This is a genomic window from Kribbella sp. NPDC049584 (genome assembly GCF_040675555.1).
In the GTDB taxonomy this organism is placed as follows: Bacteria; Actinomycetota; Actinomycetes; order Propionibacteriales; family Kribbellaceae; genus Kribbella.
This window is the reverse complement of record NZ_JBFAPF010000001.1, coordinates 1,086,182-1,101,320: the sequence shown is the minus strand read 5'-3', so window position 1 is coordinate 1,101,320 and position 15,139 is coordinate 1,086,182. Positions and strand designations below refer to the sequence as shown.

The window sequence follows — 15,139 nt, the reverse complement described above, 5'->3', positions numbered from 1 at the left end:
CATGTTGCTTGCCTTTGACACCTCGAGCGCCGCGGTGACGGTCGCGCTGGCCACGCCGACTGGCGAGATCGTTGCCTCGTCGACGACCGTGGACGCGCTGCGCCATGGGGAGCTGCTTGCGCCTGCGATCGCGGCGGCCTTGGAATCCGTGGGCATCACACCGCGCGACCTGACCGGGATTGCCGTCGGCGTCGGTCCGGGTCCGTTCACCGGGTTGCGGGTCGGACTGGTGACTGCGCGGACGATGGGTGAGGTTCTCGGCATCGAGGTCTCCGGCGTCTGCAGCCTGGACATCCTCGCGCGGCAGTCCTCGTTGTCGTTGCCGGTCGCGGTCGCGACGGATGCGCGCCGCAAGGAGATCTACTGGGCGCTCTACGACGGCCCGGCTGCGGACGGCAGTCGTCGTCGGCTGGAGGGACCCGCGGTCGACAAGCCGGCCGAGGTCGCGCACGTGCTGTCCGGTCTGCCGGTGATCGGTCGCGGAGCAGTGCTGTACGGCGACGTGCTGGGCGTGGCGGATGCCGACGTCGCGGAGTACCCGTCGGCCGACGTGCTCGCGACGGGCGTGGCGACCCGGACGCTCGAGGTCGTGGCTCCGGAGCCGCTGTACCTGCGCCGGCCGGACGTGACGATGTCTGCCGGGCCCAAGAGCGTGCTGTGAGACCTGCGATCAGAGCGGCTCGCGCGGACGATCAACCTGCGCTGGTCGCGTTGGACGAGCTGTGCTTCGGCCCGGAGGCCTGGAGTACGGTCGGCTGGTCGGACGAGTTCGAGCGGTTGTCCGAGGACCGGGTGATCCTGGTCGCGGACGAAGGCGCTGTCGTCGGGTACGTCGTGCTGCTGTTGCCGCCCGTGGTCGAGGACGTGGTCGAGGTACTGCGGATCGCGGTCGCCCCGGACGAGCGGCGGACCGGAATCGGCGGGCAGCTGATGACGGCGGCCCTGGAGCGTTGTGCGGGGCGGACGGTTCTACTGGAAGTTGCCTTAAGCAATGAATCGGCGCGGGGCCTGTACGCGGGCTTCGGGTTCGAGGAGATCAGCCGGCGGCGTGGGTACTACGGTGACGGCGAGGATGCGGTGATCATGCGGTGGAGGATCGATGAGTGAGCCCCTGATCCTGGGGATCGAGACGTCGTGCGACGAGACCGGTGTCGGGATCGTGCGCGGGCAGACGCTGCTCGCCGACGCGATCGCGTCGAGTGTCGAGGAGCACGCCCGGTTCGGTGGCGTCGTACCGGAGGTGGCCAGTCGTGCGCATCTCGAGGCGATGGTGCCGACGATCCGGCGAGCGTGCGAGACGGCCGGCATCAAGCCGACCGACGTCGACGCGGTCGCCGTGACCAGCGGACCCGGTCTCGCCGGCGCGCTGCTCGTCGGAGTCGCCGCCGCGAAGGGTCTGGCGCTGTCGCTCGACAAGCCGCTGTACGGCGTGAACCACCTGGCGGCGCATGTCGCCGTCGACACCTTGGAGCACGGTGACCTGCCGAAGGGCTGCGTCGCGATGCTGGTGTCCGGTGGGCACTCGTCGCTGCTGTCGGTCGAGGACATCACCGACGGTGTGGTGCCGATGGGCAGCACCATCGACGACGCGGCGGGTGAGGCGTTCGACAAGGTCGCACGCGTGCTCGGGCTGCCGTTCCCCGGTGGCCCGTACATCGACAAGGCGGCGCGTGATGGCGGAGACCGGCTGTACGTGACCTTCCCGCGCGGGCTGACGTCGCAGCGCGATCTCGAGCGGCACCGGTTCGACTTCTCGTTCTCCGGTTTGAAGACCGCGGTCGCGCGCTGGGTCGAGGCGCGGCGGCGCGACGGTGAGGACGTGCCGGTGAACCATGTCGCGGCGGCCTTCCAGGAGGCGGTCTGCGACGTCCTGACCCGCAAGGCGATCGACGCGTGCAAGGACCGCGGTTTCGAGCACCTGCTGATCGGCGGCGGCGTCGCGGCGAACTCACGACTGCGTTCGATGGCAGAGGAGCGCGCGTCCGCGGCGGGGATCGCCGTACGGGTGCCGCGGCCGGGCCTGTGCACCGACAACGGCGCGATGGTCGCCGCGCTGGGCTCGGAGCTCGTCCGGGCCGGGAGGGCCCCGTCGCCGCTGGATCTTCCGGCTGACTCGTCGATGCCGATCACGGAGGTGCTGAACAAGTGAAGTGGACCGGGCCGGACGGCTTCGAGGCCGACGACGACGCGGAGCGCATCGACGCCGGCGTGGTGCAAGGCTTCCTGAGTACGTCGTACTGGGCGGCCGGGATCCCGCGCGAGATCGTGGAGAAGGCGATCGCGGGCTCCCTGAACCTCGGCGTGTACGACGCGGACGGCGCGATGGTCGCGTACGCGCGCATGGTGACGGACCGGGCCACGTTCGCGTGGCTGGCTGATGTCTTTGTCCTGGAATCGCACCGCGGGCACGGGCTAGGACGGTTCGTCGTGTCGACCTTGCTTGATCATCCCGAGCTGAAGGGCCTGCGGCAGGTGCTGCTGGCAACCGCCGACGCGCATGAGCTCTACCGTTCGTACGGCTTCACCGAGACCCCGCCCGGGCGGATGATGTCCATCCGGCAGGACCCGACCGAGCTGTACGCGCAGCCGTGAGGAGTCCGGGTGTCGATCTCGTCCGGCACCCGGCTGGGGCGACCGATCTCGTGCTGCTCGCGCACGGCGGGCAGGAACATTCACAGGCCGACCCGAACCTGTGGCGGCCCGCGCTCCTGCGGATGTGGCCCTTCGCGTCGGTCGCGCGTTCGGCCGCACCGGACGCTGCCGTGGGGTTCCTGCGGTACCGCTTCCGGGGGTGGAACGACGGCGGTGATGCTGCTCTCGATCTGCGGTCCGTGCTGGACGAGCTGCCGGCGGTGGTCTCGAGGGTGTTGCTGATCGGGCATTCCATGGGTGGGCGTGCGGTTGTCGCCGCCGGCGATCATCCGCGGGTCGCGGGTGTGCTCGCGCTGGCGCCCTGGCTGCCGGTCGGCGAACCGCTCGTCGCGGTTCGGGTGCCTGTCACGTTCGTCCATGGCACCGATGACACGGTCACCGATCCGGCCGGTACGACGGCGTACGCCGAGCGGCTACGGGCGGCAGGGGCGGCGGTGACGACGTATTCGCTCGTGGGGGAAGGGCATGCGATGCTGCGGCGCCCGAAGGACTGGAATCGCTTGGTCGCCGACTTCGTCAGGCAGACGCCGACCGGGGGTGGCAGCGAGCAACTGCCGGCGGTCGATGCCCAGGTGGCGTCGGCGATCGGCGGCATTGCGCTGGCGCGCCTCCGGTTGCCGGTGAAGGAACGGTTCCGCGTGGCGCAATAGGGCGCACCCGGCGTGGTTGCAGAGGCCCGGGGGTGACGCGCACCGCTTGCTCCCCAGGCGAACGGTCAGCGGCCAACCGGTTCTCACGCCAGCCTCCCGCACCCAGGTGAATCACTGTTGAACTGTTAGTGGCGGGCCTCCGGGTGAGTGCAGCAGCGGACGCAGCACCTCGCCCGCCGGCTTGTCACCCGGAGACCCGCTCGCGAGATCGATCATATGTTCGAATATGCGTCGAACGCAAGTGCCGTCCCGGAGTTGTTCCGACGACGGCCGCGAACGCCGCGATGAAGCCGCTCGGGTTCGCCCAGCCGCAGGCATGCGCGACGTACGTCGTGTCGTGGCCGTCCGCCAGCAGGACGAGGGCGTGGTAGATCCGCAGCTGCGTGCGCCATTCGTAGTACGTCATGCCGAGTTCGTCGCGGAACAGGCGGCTGAGGGTCCGGGCGCCGGCGCCGGCCCGGCGTCCGAGCTCGGCGAGTGAGGTGTTGTCCGCGGGGTTCTCGCGGAGGTGCTGAGCGATCGTGCGCAGACGATCGTCGCGGGGTTCCGGTAGGTGCAGCGGTTGTTCGGTCGCTTCGTGGAGCTCGTCGACGAGGACCCGCTGGAGTCGTGCGCGGGCAGCGTCGTCGAGGTGGCGGCTGGTGAGGGCGAGCAGCACTTCGCGGGCGAGTCCGGATGCGAGGAACACTGCGGGGCGGTCGGGGATGCGCCGGGCCAGCGCGGCCGGCAGGAACACGATGCGCATGTCGGTCTCGCCGTGCGCGCGGTGCTGGTGTGTGAATCCGGCCGGCGTCCACGCGACGCGGTTGGCGGGAACGATCGACGTACCCCGATCGGTTTGCACGGACAGCACGCCGCGGGCGGCGTACACCAGATGTCCTTCTTCGTGCGTCTGCACCGAGCTTGTGCCGCCGGACGCCCATTCGTGCGCGCCAGCAGACGGAAAGAGTTCCGAACGGAGCGGCTGGCCGTCATCGGGCATAGCTGAGGATTCTATCGGCTGTCGGCCAGTCTGCGGCAGGAGTACGCGACCGCGTCCCGGCCGATCCGGGTGATGATCAGCGTCGCCGACGCGGAGCCCTTCGGAGCGAGCCTCTTCCGTAGCTGCGCCGGGTCGAGATCCACACCGCGTTTCTTGATCTCCAACGTCCCGATGTCCTGGCTGCGAACCCACGAGCGCAGCGCTTTCTCCTTGTAGGGCAGCTCTTCCACCACCTCGTACGCCGACGCGAGCGGAGTCGCGACGTGCTTCGCTGCGGTGACGTAGGCGATGCGCGGATCCAGCAGCCAGCCGTCGACCGCTGCAGCGACGGCGGTGACCAGACCGGCTCGTACGACCGCACCATCCGGCTCGTAGATGTACTGACCGACCGGGCCGACCTCAGCGTCCGGTGCATCCGTGACGGTCGCCTCGCTCGGCAGCAGAGTCGCCCGTCGCGGGGTGCTGCTGGAGAGTTGGCCGGACCACAGTGCGGCCTCCTTCACCTCGCCGGAGTCGCTGATCCACTCCGCCTCAACACCGGCGGGGATCGCGTCGTGCGGGATGCCGGGGGCCACCTTCACGCAGGCAGTGCGCTGCAGCAACTCCAGCACGAACGTCCACGGCGGCGAATAGGCGTTGTGATCGAACACCCGTCGCCCGTCCGCCCGTCGAGCCGGGTCCGCGAACACCACGTCGTACGGCGTGAGGTCGGTCGACTCGGCCTCACCTACGCGTACCTCACCGGCGAGGCCGAGGGCGGCCAGGTTGGCACGGGCGGTGGCTGCGGTCTCGGGATCACGTTCGACACCAGTCACCCGGAGGCCGGCGCGTGCGGCGCTGATGAGGTCACCGCCGATCCCACAGCCGAGGTCCACCATGCTGGCGCCGGGCATGGTGGCTGCAAGGCGTGCGGCGCGGTGGGCGCCGACAGCGGTCCGTGTGGACTGCTCCAGACCGTCAGGGGTGAAGTACATGTGCTCAGCGTCCGGACCGAACTTGGCGACCGCCCGGTGCCGCAGTGCGGCCTGCGTGACGGCACCAGTCACGAGCGTCGCGTCGTACCGGCGTCGGAGCTTCTCGACCAACTGCAGCTCACTACCAGGCTTGTACTCCGCACACGCCGCCGCGAGCACCTCGGCGCCCGGCCCGTCGAGCAACGCCGTGACTGTCACCCGGCAACTCTAGAGGGGGCTGGAACAGCTCCTGCTCCAGCTTCGCGTTGCCATCGAGTAGAGGCGCCAGTTCATCGCCGAGCGCGTCTTCGGGCCGTAGATGCCGTCGACGACCAGGTGGTGCTTGCGCTGGACCGTCTTGATCGCCGCGCGGGTATTACTGCCGTAGATGCCGTCCACGGCCAGCTTGGTGCCGTAGCAGAAGTTGAGGTTGCGCTGGAGGACCTGGATGGCGGTGTCCGGGTCGCCGTATCGGTTGGAGCCGCGGTACGGGTCGTCGCCGTACATGAGGTTGCAGGTGGTGCTGGTGCTGGCATAGATCGACGGCATCGGGATGCCCCAGCTGCGGTTGACCGGGACGAGCCGGGCGGACCGGCACTGCGGCAGGGCGGCAGCCGCCTTGAGTTCGGCCGCGGTGGCGTCGTGGGAGAACTTCTGGTCGGAGGGCACCTTCGGTGCCGGAGCGGCCGCAGGTGCTGCCGCGGCCGGTGACTCGTGCTTCGACGCATTGGCGGCAACAGCTCCGACCGCGACCGCGGCAACGGCGGCCAGGAGTGCGATCGTCCGGGGGGACAGCTTGGGCAGTGCCGGCACTCTGAACGCCATGGCTCCTCCTCGCACCCGTTCTGACGCAACGGTCGCACGAACGCCCGGTCCTTGACCACTGGCTGTGGCCGGGCGCTTACCGGTCACCGATTGCCTCAGGGTGAGAATCCTTTGGCACTCGAGTTGACCGAGTGCTAATCGCGGCCTAGATTCGGTGTTGGCACTCTCTGTGTGAGGGTGCCAGCGGTCCGGCCCTTGACCCCCGCGACGGCAGGGGAGCGCGACCACCATGAACCAGACAAGCAAATCGACCGTGGAGGTCAGCAAGTGTCGGTCACGATCAAGCCGCTCGAGGACCGTGTCCTCGTCGCGCCGCTCGAAGCCGAGCAGACCACGAAGTCCGGCCTGGTGATCCCGGACACCGCCAAGGAGAAGCCGCAGGAGGGCGAGATCCTCGCCGTCGGCCCGGGCCGGATCGACGACAACGGCAACCGCGTCCCGCTGGACGTCAGCGTCGGCGACAAGGTCATCTACTCCAAGTACGGCGGCACCGAGGTCAAGTACGACGGCCAGGACTACCTGATCCTGGGCGCCCGCGACATCCTCGCAGTCGTCAGCAAGTGACGGCCGCTCGCTGTTTCTGACCGACACCGCCCTGGTGCCCTCCGGCGCCGGGGCGGAGTCGGTTCGGACCCGACCGGGGCGGTGGGGCGGGTTCGCCTACCGCACAGCGATGGTCTGTGCCTGCAACGAACTAGCGATTTCAGAGAGGGACTGGATTTTTCATGCCGAAGATCCTCGAGTTCGACGAGAACGCTCGGCGCGCGCTGGAGCGCGGCGTCGACAAGCTCGCGAACACGGTGAAGGTGACGCTGGGCCCGAAGGGCCGCTACGTCGTCCTGGACAAGAAGTGGGGCGCCCCGACCATCACCAACGACGGTGTCACCGTCGCGCGTGAGGTCGAGCTGGACGACCCGTTCGAGAACCTTGGTGCGCAGCTGACCAAGGAGGTCGCCACCAAGACCAACGACATCGCCGGTGACGGCACCACCACCGCGACGGTGCTGGCGCAGGCACTGGTGCACGAGGGCCTGCGGGCGGTCGCCGCCGGCGCCAACCCGATGGGCCTCAAGCGCGGCATCGAGGCGGCCGTCGAGGCCATCTCCGCCAGGCTGGTCGACACCGCCCGCGCGGTCGACGACAAGGGCGACATGGCCCACGTCGCGACGATCTCCGCGCGTGACGCCGAGATCGGGACGCTGATCGCGGACGCGTTCGACAAGGTCGGCAAGGACGGTGTGATCACCGTCGAGGAGTCGAACACCTTCGGAACCGAGCTCGAGTTCACCGAGGGTATGCAGTTCGACAAGGGCTACATCTCGCCGTACTTCATCACCGACGCCGAGGCCGGCGAAGCGGTGCTGGAGGACCCGTACATCCTGATCCACCAGGGCAAGATCTCCGCGATCGCGGACCTGCTGCCGCTGCTGGAGAAGGTCGTGCAGTCCGGCAAGACGCTGCTGATCATCGCCGAGGACGTCGAGGCCGAGGCCCTGTCCACCCTCGTGGTGAACAAGATCCGCGGCAACTTCACCTCGGTCGCCGTCAAGGCGCCGGGCTTCGGTGACCGCCGCAAGGCGATGCTGGAGGACCTGGCCGCGCTCACCGGCGCGCAGGTCGTGGCCCCGGAGGTCGGCCTCAAGCTCGACCAGGTCGGTCTGGAGGTGCTCGGTACGGCGCGCCGCATCGTGGTCACCAAGGACAACACGACCGTCGTCGAAGGTGCCGGCAAGACCGAGGACATCGAGGGCCGGGTCAACCAGATCAAGTCCGAGATCGAGCGCACCGACTCCGACTGGGACCGCGAGAAGCTGCAGGAGCGGCTGGCCAAGCTGGCCGGCGGCGTCTGCGTGATCAAGGTCGGCGCGGCCACCGAGGTCGAGCTGAAGGAGAAGAAGCACCGGATCGAGGACGCCGTGTCCGCGACCCGGGCCGCGATCGAGGAGGGCATCGTCGCCGGCGGCGGCTCCGCTCTCGTGCACGCGGCCACCGTGCTGGACAAGGACCTCGAGCTCGACGGTGACGAGGCCACCGGTGTCCGGATCGTCCGCAAGGCGGTCGTCGAGCCGCTGCGCTGGATCGCCGAGAACGGCGGCTACGAGGGCTACGTCGTGGTTGCCAAGGTCTCCGAGCTGGAGCCGGGCTTCGGCTTCAACGCGGCCTCCGGCGAGTACGGCGACCTGCTCGGCAGCGGCGTGCTGGACCCGGTCAAGGTGACCCGGTCCGCGCTCGCCAACGCCGGCTCGATCGCCGCGCTGCTGCTGACCACCGAGACGCTGGTGGTCGACAAGCCCGAGGACGAGGAGCCCGCGGCGGCCGGTCACGGCCACGGCCACGGTCACTGATTCCTCGCAGTACGCGTAGTACCCCAGCACCGCCCGGCAGGTCATCTGCCGGGCGGTGCTTTTATGTGGCCTGTGCTGATTCGAGAGCGTGGCGACGAAGACCTGCCCGTGTGCGTCGAGATCCTGCGCGAGGTCCACGAGCGAGCCGGCTACCCGATCAACTGGCCCGCGGACCCAGCAGCGTGGTTGACCCCGAAGGATGCCGTCGGCATCTGGGTAGCGGTCGACGCCGAACAGGTCGTCGGGCACGTCGTCCTCACCGCCGCCGGGGCGGGCGCCGAGGTCGAGCGCCTGTTCGTCGATCCGAAGGCAACCGGCCGCGGCATCGGCCGCCAGCTCCTCCAGCGCTGCGTCACCGCTGCGGGCGCAGCCAACCGCGAGCTCGCCCTCGAGGTGGTGGACAACCGCGGCGCAGCAGTGCACCTTTACCGCAACGCCGGCTGGCGGGAGACCGGCCGTACTCCTATTGACTGGGGCGGCGCCCACGCGACCGAGCTGATCCGGTTCACCGCCCCGACGTGAGAGGCTCTCACTGATGGCCGGGCCACGGGAGCGGTATCGCGCTCAGGTGCGCGAGGAGGTGAAGCAGCACGCCTGGCTGCAGATCGCCGAGGCAGGGGTCTCCGCCCTGTCCCTGAACGCGATCGCCAAGCAGATGGGCGTCAGCGGGCCGGCGCTCTACCGGTACTTCGCGAACCGCGACGATCTCGTCACCGCCCTGATCCGCGACGCGTACCGCAGCCTCGCCGACACGGTCAGCTCGGCGTACGACGGAGGGGCGGACGCGGTCGCACTGGCTCAGGTCATCCGCAACTGGGCGCTCGCCGACCCGCAGCGGTACCTGCTGATCTACGGGACGCCCGTGCCTGGCTACCACCCGCCGGACGACACCAGGGCGATCTCCGACGAGATCATGGCCGTGCTGGTCGAGGCCGTCGGACCGGACCGGGCAGTCTCGTTTTGGACCCGCGTTCACGGTGTCCTGTCGCTTGAAGTGGCAGGGCATTTCGCGGGTATGGACGTGGATCCGTCCCGGCTGGTTGAGAGCGAGATCAGTGAACTCGTGAGTAGTGACAGATCGTGATCAAGTGGCCGGTAGTGACCACGAATTGCCACTAGGCAAGAAGAGTTGAGCGCCGTACCATCTTTCAGGCTGAACCGGTCTGAACACGAGGGGGCGAGGGGTGACAGAGGTCCGAGTACCTGACACCCACGACCGGGTCGAGCTTAGGGATCTTGCCGCGCTGGCCGGCGACGGGGACCGAACAGCTCTCAACGACCTGCTCACCAGAGTGCGCGCTGTGGCGCACCGATACGTACGGTCCCGTCTGTGGACCTATCCCGGCGGCGCCGACATGGTCGACGACGTCGCACAAGAGGTTTGTGTCGCGGTCTTCGGCGCGCTGAGCCGCTACCGCGACGAGGGGCGGCCTTTCGAGGCTTTCGTCTACGGCATCGCGGCCCGCAAGGTCGCCGATGCCCAGCGTGCGTTCGCGGTTGCCGACGTCTCGACGCCGGACCTGCCGGACGGCGCGGACGAGTCACCGACGCCGGAGGAGCGCGCGGTCCGGCAGTCAGAGGTCCAGCACATCATGGGGCTGCTGGACAAGTTGCCGGAGAAGCTGCGGGAGATCCTGCGGCTCCGGGTGGTAGCGGGGATGTCAGCCGAGGAGACCGGCCGGGCACTGGGGATGACACCGGGGGCGGTGAGGGTCGCACAACATCGGGCGTTGAACACGCTCAGGGGGTTTGTGGGGCATGAAGCACAGCTGGAACGAGGAAGAGCAGGGGAGGAGCATCATGGCTGACCGTTTTGATCTGGACGCGATCGAGGCCGATGACGCGCTGCTCGATCTGCTCGCCGCCGGTGGGGAGTCCGCCCGTGTGGCGGGCGAGCACGACGCGGCCGTTCAGCTTCTGGCCGGTCTACGGCTGGCGGTTGAGGTCGAGGACGAGCTCCCGGTGGAGACCATCGACGATCCGGAGAGCTTCCTGGCGCGTTGCGCCGCGCTCAACCCGATCACCGACCCGTTCGCCCGCAAGATGGCGACGCGCGGTCTGGCTCTCGGGGTGGCCGCGGTCGCCGCATTGTCGGTCTCCGGGGTGGCAGCAGCCGTCAACGGCGACCCGCTCTCGCCGTACGAGAAGGTCATCGAGAAGATGGTCGACGCGGTCCGTCCGCAGACCAGCTTCCCGAAGGAAGACCTCGACGGTCTGCCGGTGATGGACAAGACCAAGATCGTCAAGGTCGGCAAGGACTACAAGCAGCAGGCCCAGGCCGAGCGCGCCGCCCAGGCAGCTGGCAAGGACGGCTCACTGATCAATGATCCGGCGGCGGTGAAGGACGACCTGCGGCCGCCGGTGGCCGTGCTGCCGACGGAGAAGCCGCTGGTGGTCCTCGAGAAGCCAACGATCCCGCCGCCGACCTCGACGAAGACGGACGACCCGGACGACGTCAACGTCGACAAGCCGAGCGACACGAAGACGGATCCGCCGACGGACACCACCGGTGGCGACGGCACGGACGGCACGACGACCACGACGACGCCGCCTCCGTCCACACCGACGGACACGCCGACCAGTACGCCGACCGACCCGCCGTCGACGCCGACCGACACGACCACGCCGCCGCCGAACGACACCGGTACGGGCGACAACACGGTGGCCGGCGACCCGACGGGTGCGCCGACCAGCACGCCTACCGGAGACAACGGCCAGACGACGGATGGCACCGGTGGCACCGGTGGCACCGGTGGCTCCGGGACGCAGGGGACCGGTTCGAGCGACACCAGCGGCTCGGACACGTCCACGCCGGGTGGCGACGAGAAGCCGAGCGACGAGGTCACCCAGGTTCCGGGCGGCAAGGATCCGGCGAGCATCGTCGGGGACATCCTGAGCCCGATCCTGCCGACGCCGACCGGCGGGCCGATCACGATCGAGAGCGCGGAGCAGTTCTTCGGCGACTCGCAGGTGGCAGGCAAGCCGCCGACGGTGACGAAGGCGACCGCGAAGAAGACCGCGTCGGCCAAGAAGGCGGCCGGGAAGCACTCGAGCGGGACGGTCACCACGGGCTCGGTCCGCAAGGCCTACCCGAAGGGCAAGCACTCGACCGGGCTGTACCCCGAGGGCAAGCACGCGGCGATCGAGCGGACCCACGGGTCCACCGCCGACGCGGACGTCCTGGCGATCCTGCAGATCGTCAACGCGCCGGTCAACAAGTAGCCGACCACCCACTCCGCCCGCCGCGCAGCCGCGGCGGGCGGAGTGCTGTGGACGGAGTGCTGTGGACGGCCGATTCGGGGGTCGGCGGGCGCGCGGATAGGATGGGGTCCCGTTCTCGCCGTGTAAAGGTGCTTGTTTTACCCATGGACATCACACCCGCTGGAGTTCCCGACAAGTTCGCCGTCCTCGGCCTCACCTTCGACGACGTCTTGCTGCAGCCGAACGAGTCCGACGTCATCCCGTCCGAGACAGTCACCCGGTCCCGGGTGAGCCGCAATGTCTGGGTGAACATCCCGCTGGTGTCGAGCGCGATGGACACCGTCACCGAGGCCCGGATGGCGATCGCGATGGCCCGCCAGGGCGGTCTGGGCGTCCTCCACCGCAATCTCTCGATCGAGGACCAGTCGCAGCAGGTCGACCTGGTCAAGCGCTCCGAGTCCGGCATGATCGCGCAGCCGATCACGATCGGTCCGGACGCCAGCATCGGCGAGGCCGACGCCCTCTGCGGGCAGTACCGGATCTCAGGTGTGCCCGTCGTGGACGACGCCGGCGTGCTGGTCGGCATCGTGACGAACCGCGACATGCGCTTCGAGAACGATCTGTCCCGCCCGGTGCGGGAGGTGATGACCAAGCAGCCGCTGATCACCGGCAAGCAGGGGATCTCGGCCGACGACGCGATGGCGCTGCTGAGCAAGCACAAGGTCGAGAAGCTGCCGCTGGTCGACGACGCCGGCAAGCTGACCGGCCTGATCACGCTCAAGGACTTCGTCAAGCGGGACAAGTTCCCGCTGTCCACCAAGGACGCCAGCGGCCGGCTGATGGTCGGCGCCGCGATCGGCTTCTTCGGCGAGGCGTACAAGCGGGCCATGTCCCTGGTCGAGGCCGGTGTGGACGTGCTCGTCGTGGACACCGCGCACGGTCACTCCCAGGCGCAGCTCGAGATCATCCGCAAGCTCAAGGCCGACCCGGCGACCCGCGGCGTGGACATCGTCGGTGGCAACGTCGGCACCCGCGAGGGCGCCCAGGCGCTGGTCGACGCGGGCGCCGACGGCGTGAAGGTCGGCGTCGGCCCGGGCTCCATCTGTACGACGCGGGTCGTGTCCGGCGTCGGCGTGCCGCAGGTCACCGCGATCTACGAGGCCTCGCTGGCCTGCAAGCCGGCCGGCGTCCCGGTCATCGGCGACGGCGGCCTGCAGTACTCCGGTGACATCGCCAAGGCGCTCGTCGCCGGCGCGGACACGGTCATGCTGGGCTCGCTGCTGGCCGGCTGCGAGGAGTCGCCGGGCGACCTGGTGTTCATCAACGGCAAGCAGTTCAAGGCGTACCGCGGGATGGGTTCGCTCGGCGCGATGCAGTCCGGCGGACTGCGCAAGTCGTACTCGAAGGACCGTTATTTCCAGCACGACGGCGGCTCCGACGAGAAGCTGATCGCCGAGGGCGTCGAGGGTCAGGTGCCGTACCGGGGCCCGCTGTCGGCGGTCGCGCACCAGCTGATCGGCGGCCTGCGCCAGTCGATGTGGTACACCGGCGCCCGCACCGTCCCGGAGCTCCAGGACAAGGGCCGCTTCGTCCGCATCACCTCCGCCGGCCTCCAGGAGTCCCACCCGCACGACATCCAGATGACGGTCGAGGCTCCGAACTACTCCGGCCGCTGACCGCCTGCAACCCGTTAGGACACACCAGATGACCGAGATCGAGATCGGCCGCGCCAAGCGTGGGCGGCAGGCGTACGCGTTCGACGACATCGCGATCGTGCCCTCGCGCCGGACGCGGGACCCCGAGGAGGTCTCGGTCGCCTGGCAGATCGACGCGTACCGGTTCGAGCTGCCGATCCTGGCCGCGCCGATGGACTCGGTGATGTCCCCGGCCACCGCGATCGCGATCGGCAAGGCCGGCGGCCTCGGCGTACTGAACCTCGAAGGTCTCTGGACGCGGTACGAGGACCCGACCAGCCTGCTCGAGGAGATCACCAGCCTCGATCAGAAGCAGGCCACGCACCGGCTGCAGGAGATCTACGCGGCGCCGATCAAGCCCGAGCTGCTCTCCCAGCGGGTGCAGGAGATCCGCGACTCCGGCGTGACCGTCGCCGGCGCGCTGTCGCCGCAGCGGACCAAGCAGTTCGCCAAGCACGTCGTCGACGCGGGCGTCGACCTGTTCGTCATCCGCGGTACGACGGTGTCCGCCGAACACGTGTCCGGGCAGGCGGAGCCGCTCAACCTCAAGCAGTTCATCTACGACCTCGACGTGCCGGTGATCGTCGGCGGCTGTGCGACGCACCAGGCTGCGTTGCACCTGATGCGGACCGGTGCCGCCGGCGTGCTCGTCGGCTTCGGCGGCGGCGCGGCGCACACGACGCGCAAGGTGCTCGGCGTTGCGGTGCCGATGGCATCGGCGGTCGCTGACGTGGCGGCGGCGCGGCGGGACTACATGGACGAGTCCGGCGGGCGGTATGTGCATGTCATAGCGGACGGCTCGGTCGGGCGGTCCGGCGACGTGGCAAAGGCGATCGCCTGCGGTGCCGACGCGGTGATGGTCGGTTCGCCGCTGGCGCGGGCCAGCGATGCCCCCGGTGGCGGATACCACTGGGGCGCCGAGGCCTGGCACCAGGACCTCCCGCGCGGTGAGCGGGTCGAGGTCGGCGTCACCGGCACGATGGAGCAGATCCTGTTCGGCCCCTCCTGGGTCCCGGACGGCACGATGAACCTGGTCGGCGCCCTCAAGCGCGCGATGGCGACCACCGGCTACACGGAGCTCAAGGAGTTCCAGCGGGTCGAGGTCGTCGTAGGTTGAGCACCGGCCTACTGCTCCTGCACGGTTCGAGTGGTACGCCGGACGTCCAGCGTGCCCGCCTGCTCGAGGGGGAGGGGTACGACGTACTCGCGCCGCGATGGACCGTTACGCACGAGGTGCCGCTGGAGTCGTTCCCATTGGACGAGTTAGCGGCTCGCAACGACCGGCTGGTCGTGATGGGCAGCTCGTGGGGTGCCGAGGCTGCACTGCTGCTGGGTGCGCTCGACGAGCGGGTGGACTCGGTGGTCGCGTTCGCCCCGAGCGCCTACGTCTGGGGCCGGGTCCTCGAGGACGGAACGCAACGCTCGGCGTGGACCTGGCGGGGCGAGCCGTTGCCATTCGTTCCGTTCGACCAGGATTGGAAGGCGGAGGACGACCCGCCGAGCTACACCGGTCTGTACCGCCGAAGTCTGCTCAGCGCGGCGGAAGAGGCACGGATCCCGGTCGAGCGCATCCGCGACGTACTGCTGATCGCCGGTGGCGACGACAAGGTGTGGCCGGCTGTGGAGTTCGCGGAGGAGATCGTCCGCCGGCGAGGTGAGCGTCCGACCCGTCTCCTGGTCAGCCCGGAGGCGGGTCATCGCCCGGTGCTGCCGGGGGAGGAGCCGAAGTCGGCCGGTCAGCGGATGGCGCGCGGCGGCACCGAGGCGGCCGATCGCGAGCTCGGCGCGCGTGCCTGGGACGAGATCCGCAATCTGCTCGCAGGGTGAGCGAAATGCT

General features: G+C 69.3%; 17 protein-coding genes. 14 read left to right on the top strand and 3 right to left on the bottom strand.

The window, feature by feature from the left end; genetic code table 11:
* Nucleotide 1: 1 nt before the first annotated feature.
* The 5 genes from tsaB to AB0J62_RS05460 are packed head-to-tail and all read left to right on the top strand — an operon-like array spanning nt 2 to nt 3,302.
* Nucleotides 2-661, top strand: a complete 660-nt coding sequence (gene tsaB, locus AB0J62_RS05480; RefSeq protein ID WP_363864710.1) for a tRNA (adenosine(37)-N6)-threonylcarbamoyltransferase complex dimerization subunit type 1 TsaB — start codon at nt 2-4, stop codon at nt 659-661.
* Nucleotides 658-1,107 (top strand): GNAT family N-acetyltransferase, encoded by a 450-nt coding sequence (locus AB0J62_RS05475; RefSeq protein ID WP_363864708.1) that lies wholly within the window; start codon nt 658-660, stop codon nt 1,105-1,107. The genes tsaB and AB0J62_RS05475 overlap by 4 nt, the downstream gene beginning before the upstream one ends.
* A complete protein-coding gene (tsaD, locus tag AB0J62_RS05470) occupies nt 1,100-2,149 on the top strand; it encodes a tRNA (adenosine(37)-N6)-threonylcarbamoyltransferase complex transferase subunit TsaD (RefSeq protein ID WP_137258724.1) in 1,050 nt (349 codons plus the stop codon). The genes AB0J62_RS05475 and tsaD overlap by 8 nt, the downstream gene beginning before the upstream one ends.
* Complete coding sequence (locus AB0J62_RS05465; RefSeq protein WP_363864706.1) at nt 2,146-2,592, top strand: GNAT family N-acetyltransferase; 447 nt, start codon at nt 2,146-2,148, stop codon at nt 2,590-2,592. The genes tsaD and AB0J62_RS05465 overlap by 4 nt, the downstream gene beginning before the upstream one ends.
* On the top strand, nt 2,589-3,302 hold the full coding sequence (locus AB0J62_RS05460) for an alpha/beta hydrolase (protein ID WP_363864704.1): 714 nt from the start codon (nt 2,589-2,591) through the stop codon (nt 3,300-3,302). The genes AB0J62_RS05465 and AB0J62_RS05460 overlap by 4 nt, the downstream gene beginning before the upstream one ends.
* Nucleotides 3,303-3,486: 184 nt before the next feature.
* Here the strand turns inward: AB0J62_RS05460 and AB0J62_RS05455 are convergent, their stop codons facing one another.
* The 3 genes from AB0J62_RS05455 to AB0J62_RS05445 are packed head-to-tail and all read right to left on the bottom strand — an operon-like array spanning nt 3,487 to nt 6,062.
* Complete coding sequence (locus AB0J62_RS05455) at nt 3,487-4,284, bottom strand: helix-turn-helix transcriptional regulator (RefSeq protein WP_363864701.1); 798 nt, start codon at nt 4,282-4,284, stop codon at nt 3,487-3,489.
* An 11-nt stretch (nt 4,285-4,295) separates the two neighbouring features.
* Nucleotides 4,296-5,456 (bottom strand): methyltransferase domain-containing protein, encoded by a 1,161-nt coding sequence (locus AB0J62_RS05450; RefSeq protein ID WP_363864699.1) that lies wholly within the window; start codon nt 5,454-5,456, stop codon nt 4,296-4,298.
* A 9-nt stretch (nt 5,457-5,465) separates the two neighbouring features.
* Nucleotides 5,466-6,062, bottom strand: coding sequence for a peptidoglycan-binding domain-containing protein (locus tag AB0J62_RS05445; protein ID WP_363864697.1), 597 nt, complete (start codon nt 6,060-6,062; stop codon nt 5,466-5,468).
* A gap of 267 nt (nt 6,063-6,329) precedes the next feature.
* Here AB0J62_RS05445 and groES point away from each other — a divergent pair, with 267 nt between their 5' ends.
* The 9 genes from groES (at nt 6,330) to AB0J62_RS05400 (ending at nt 15,129) form a co-directional block, all read left to right on the top strand.
* Nucleotides 6,330-6,626, top strand: a complete 297-nt coding sequence (gene groES, locus AB0J62_RS05440; protein WP_133782216.1) for a co-chaperone GroES — start codon at nt 6,330-6,332, stop codon at nt 6,624-6,626.
* 161 nt (nt 6,627-6,787) lie between these two features.
* The gene (gene groL, locus AB0J62_RS05435; protein WP_363864695.1) at nt 6,788-8,407 is read left to right on the top strand and encodes a chaperonin GroEL; all 1,620 of its coding nucleotides are present in this window, start codon (nt 6,788-6,790) and stop codon (nt 8,405-8,407) included.
* Between the two features lie 72 nt (nt 8,408-8,479).
* Entirely contained in the window at nt 8,480-8,929 is a 450-nt protein-coding gene (locus tag AB0J62_RS05430; RefSeq protein ID WP_363864693.1) for a GNAT family N-acetyltransferase, read from the top strand.
* Between the two features lie 13 nt (nt 8,930-8,942).
* Nucleotides 8,943-9,491 carry a TetR/AcrR family transcriptional regulator gene (locus AB0J62_RS05425; RefSeq protein ID WP_363864691.1) on the top strand — a complete coding sequence of 183 codons (549 nt, stop codon included), beginning with the start codon at nt 8,943-8,945 and terminating at the stop codon, nt 9,489-9,491.
* Nucleotides 9,492-9,591: 100 nt separating this feature from the next.
* Nucleotides 9,592-10,215, top strand: coding sequence for an RNA polymerase sigma factor ShbA (gene shbA, locus AB0J62_RS05420; protein WP_134107313.1), 624 nt, complete (start codon nt 9,592-9,594; stop codon nt 10,213-10,215).
* Nucleotides 10,208-11,629, top strand: a complete 1,422-nt coding sequence (locus tag AB0J62_RS05415; protein ID WP_363864688.1) for a hypothetical protein — start codon at nt 10,208-10,210, stop codon at nt 11,627-11,629. Before shbA ends, AB0J62_RS05415 begins: the two co-directional genes overlap by 8 nt.
* A 143-nt stretch (nt 11,630-11,772) precedes the next feature.
* A complete protein-coding gene (gene guaB, locus AB0J62_RS05410; RefSeq protein WP_363864686.1) occupies nt 11,773-13,284 on the top strand; it encodes an IMP dehydrogenase in 1,512 nt (503 codons plus the stop codon).
* Nucleotides 13,285-13,312: 28 nt separating this feature from the next.
* On the top strand, nt 13,313-14,419 hold the full coding sequence (locus AB0J62_RS05405) for a GuaB3 family IMP dehydrogenase-related protein (protein ID WP_134107321.1): 1,107 nt from the start codon (nt 13,313-13,315) through the stop codon (nt 14,417-14,419).
* Complete coding sequence (locus AB0J62_RS05400; RefSeq protein WP_363864683.1) at nt 14,416-15,129, top strand: alpha/beta fold hydrolase; 714 nt, start codon at nt 14,416-14,418, stop codon at nt 15,127-15,129. Before AB0J62_RS05405 ends, AB0J62_RS05400 begins: the two co-directional genes overlap by 4 nt.
* The last annotated feature ends 10 nt before the right edge of the window (nt 15,130-15,139 follow it).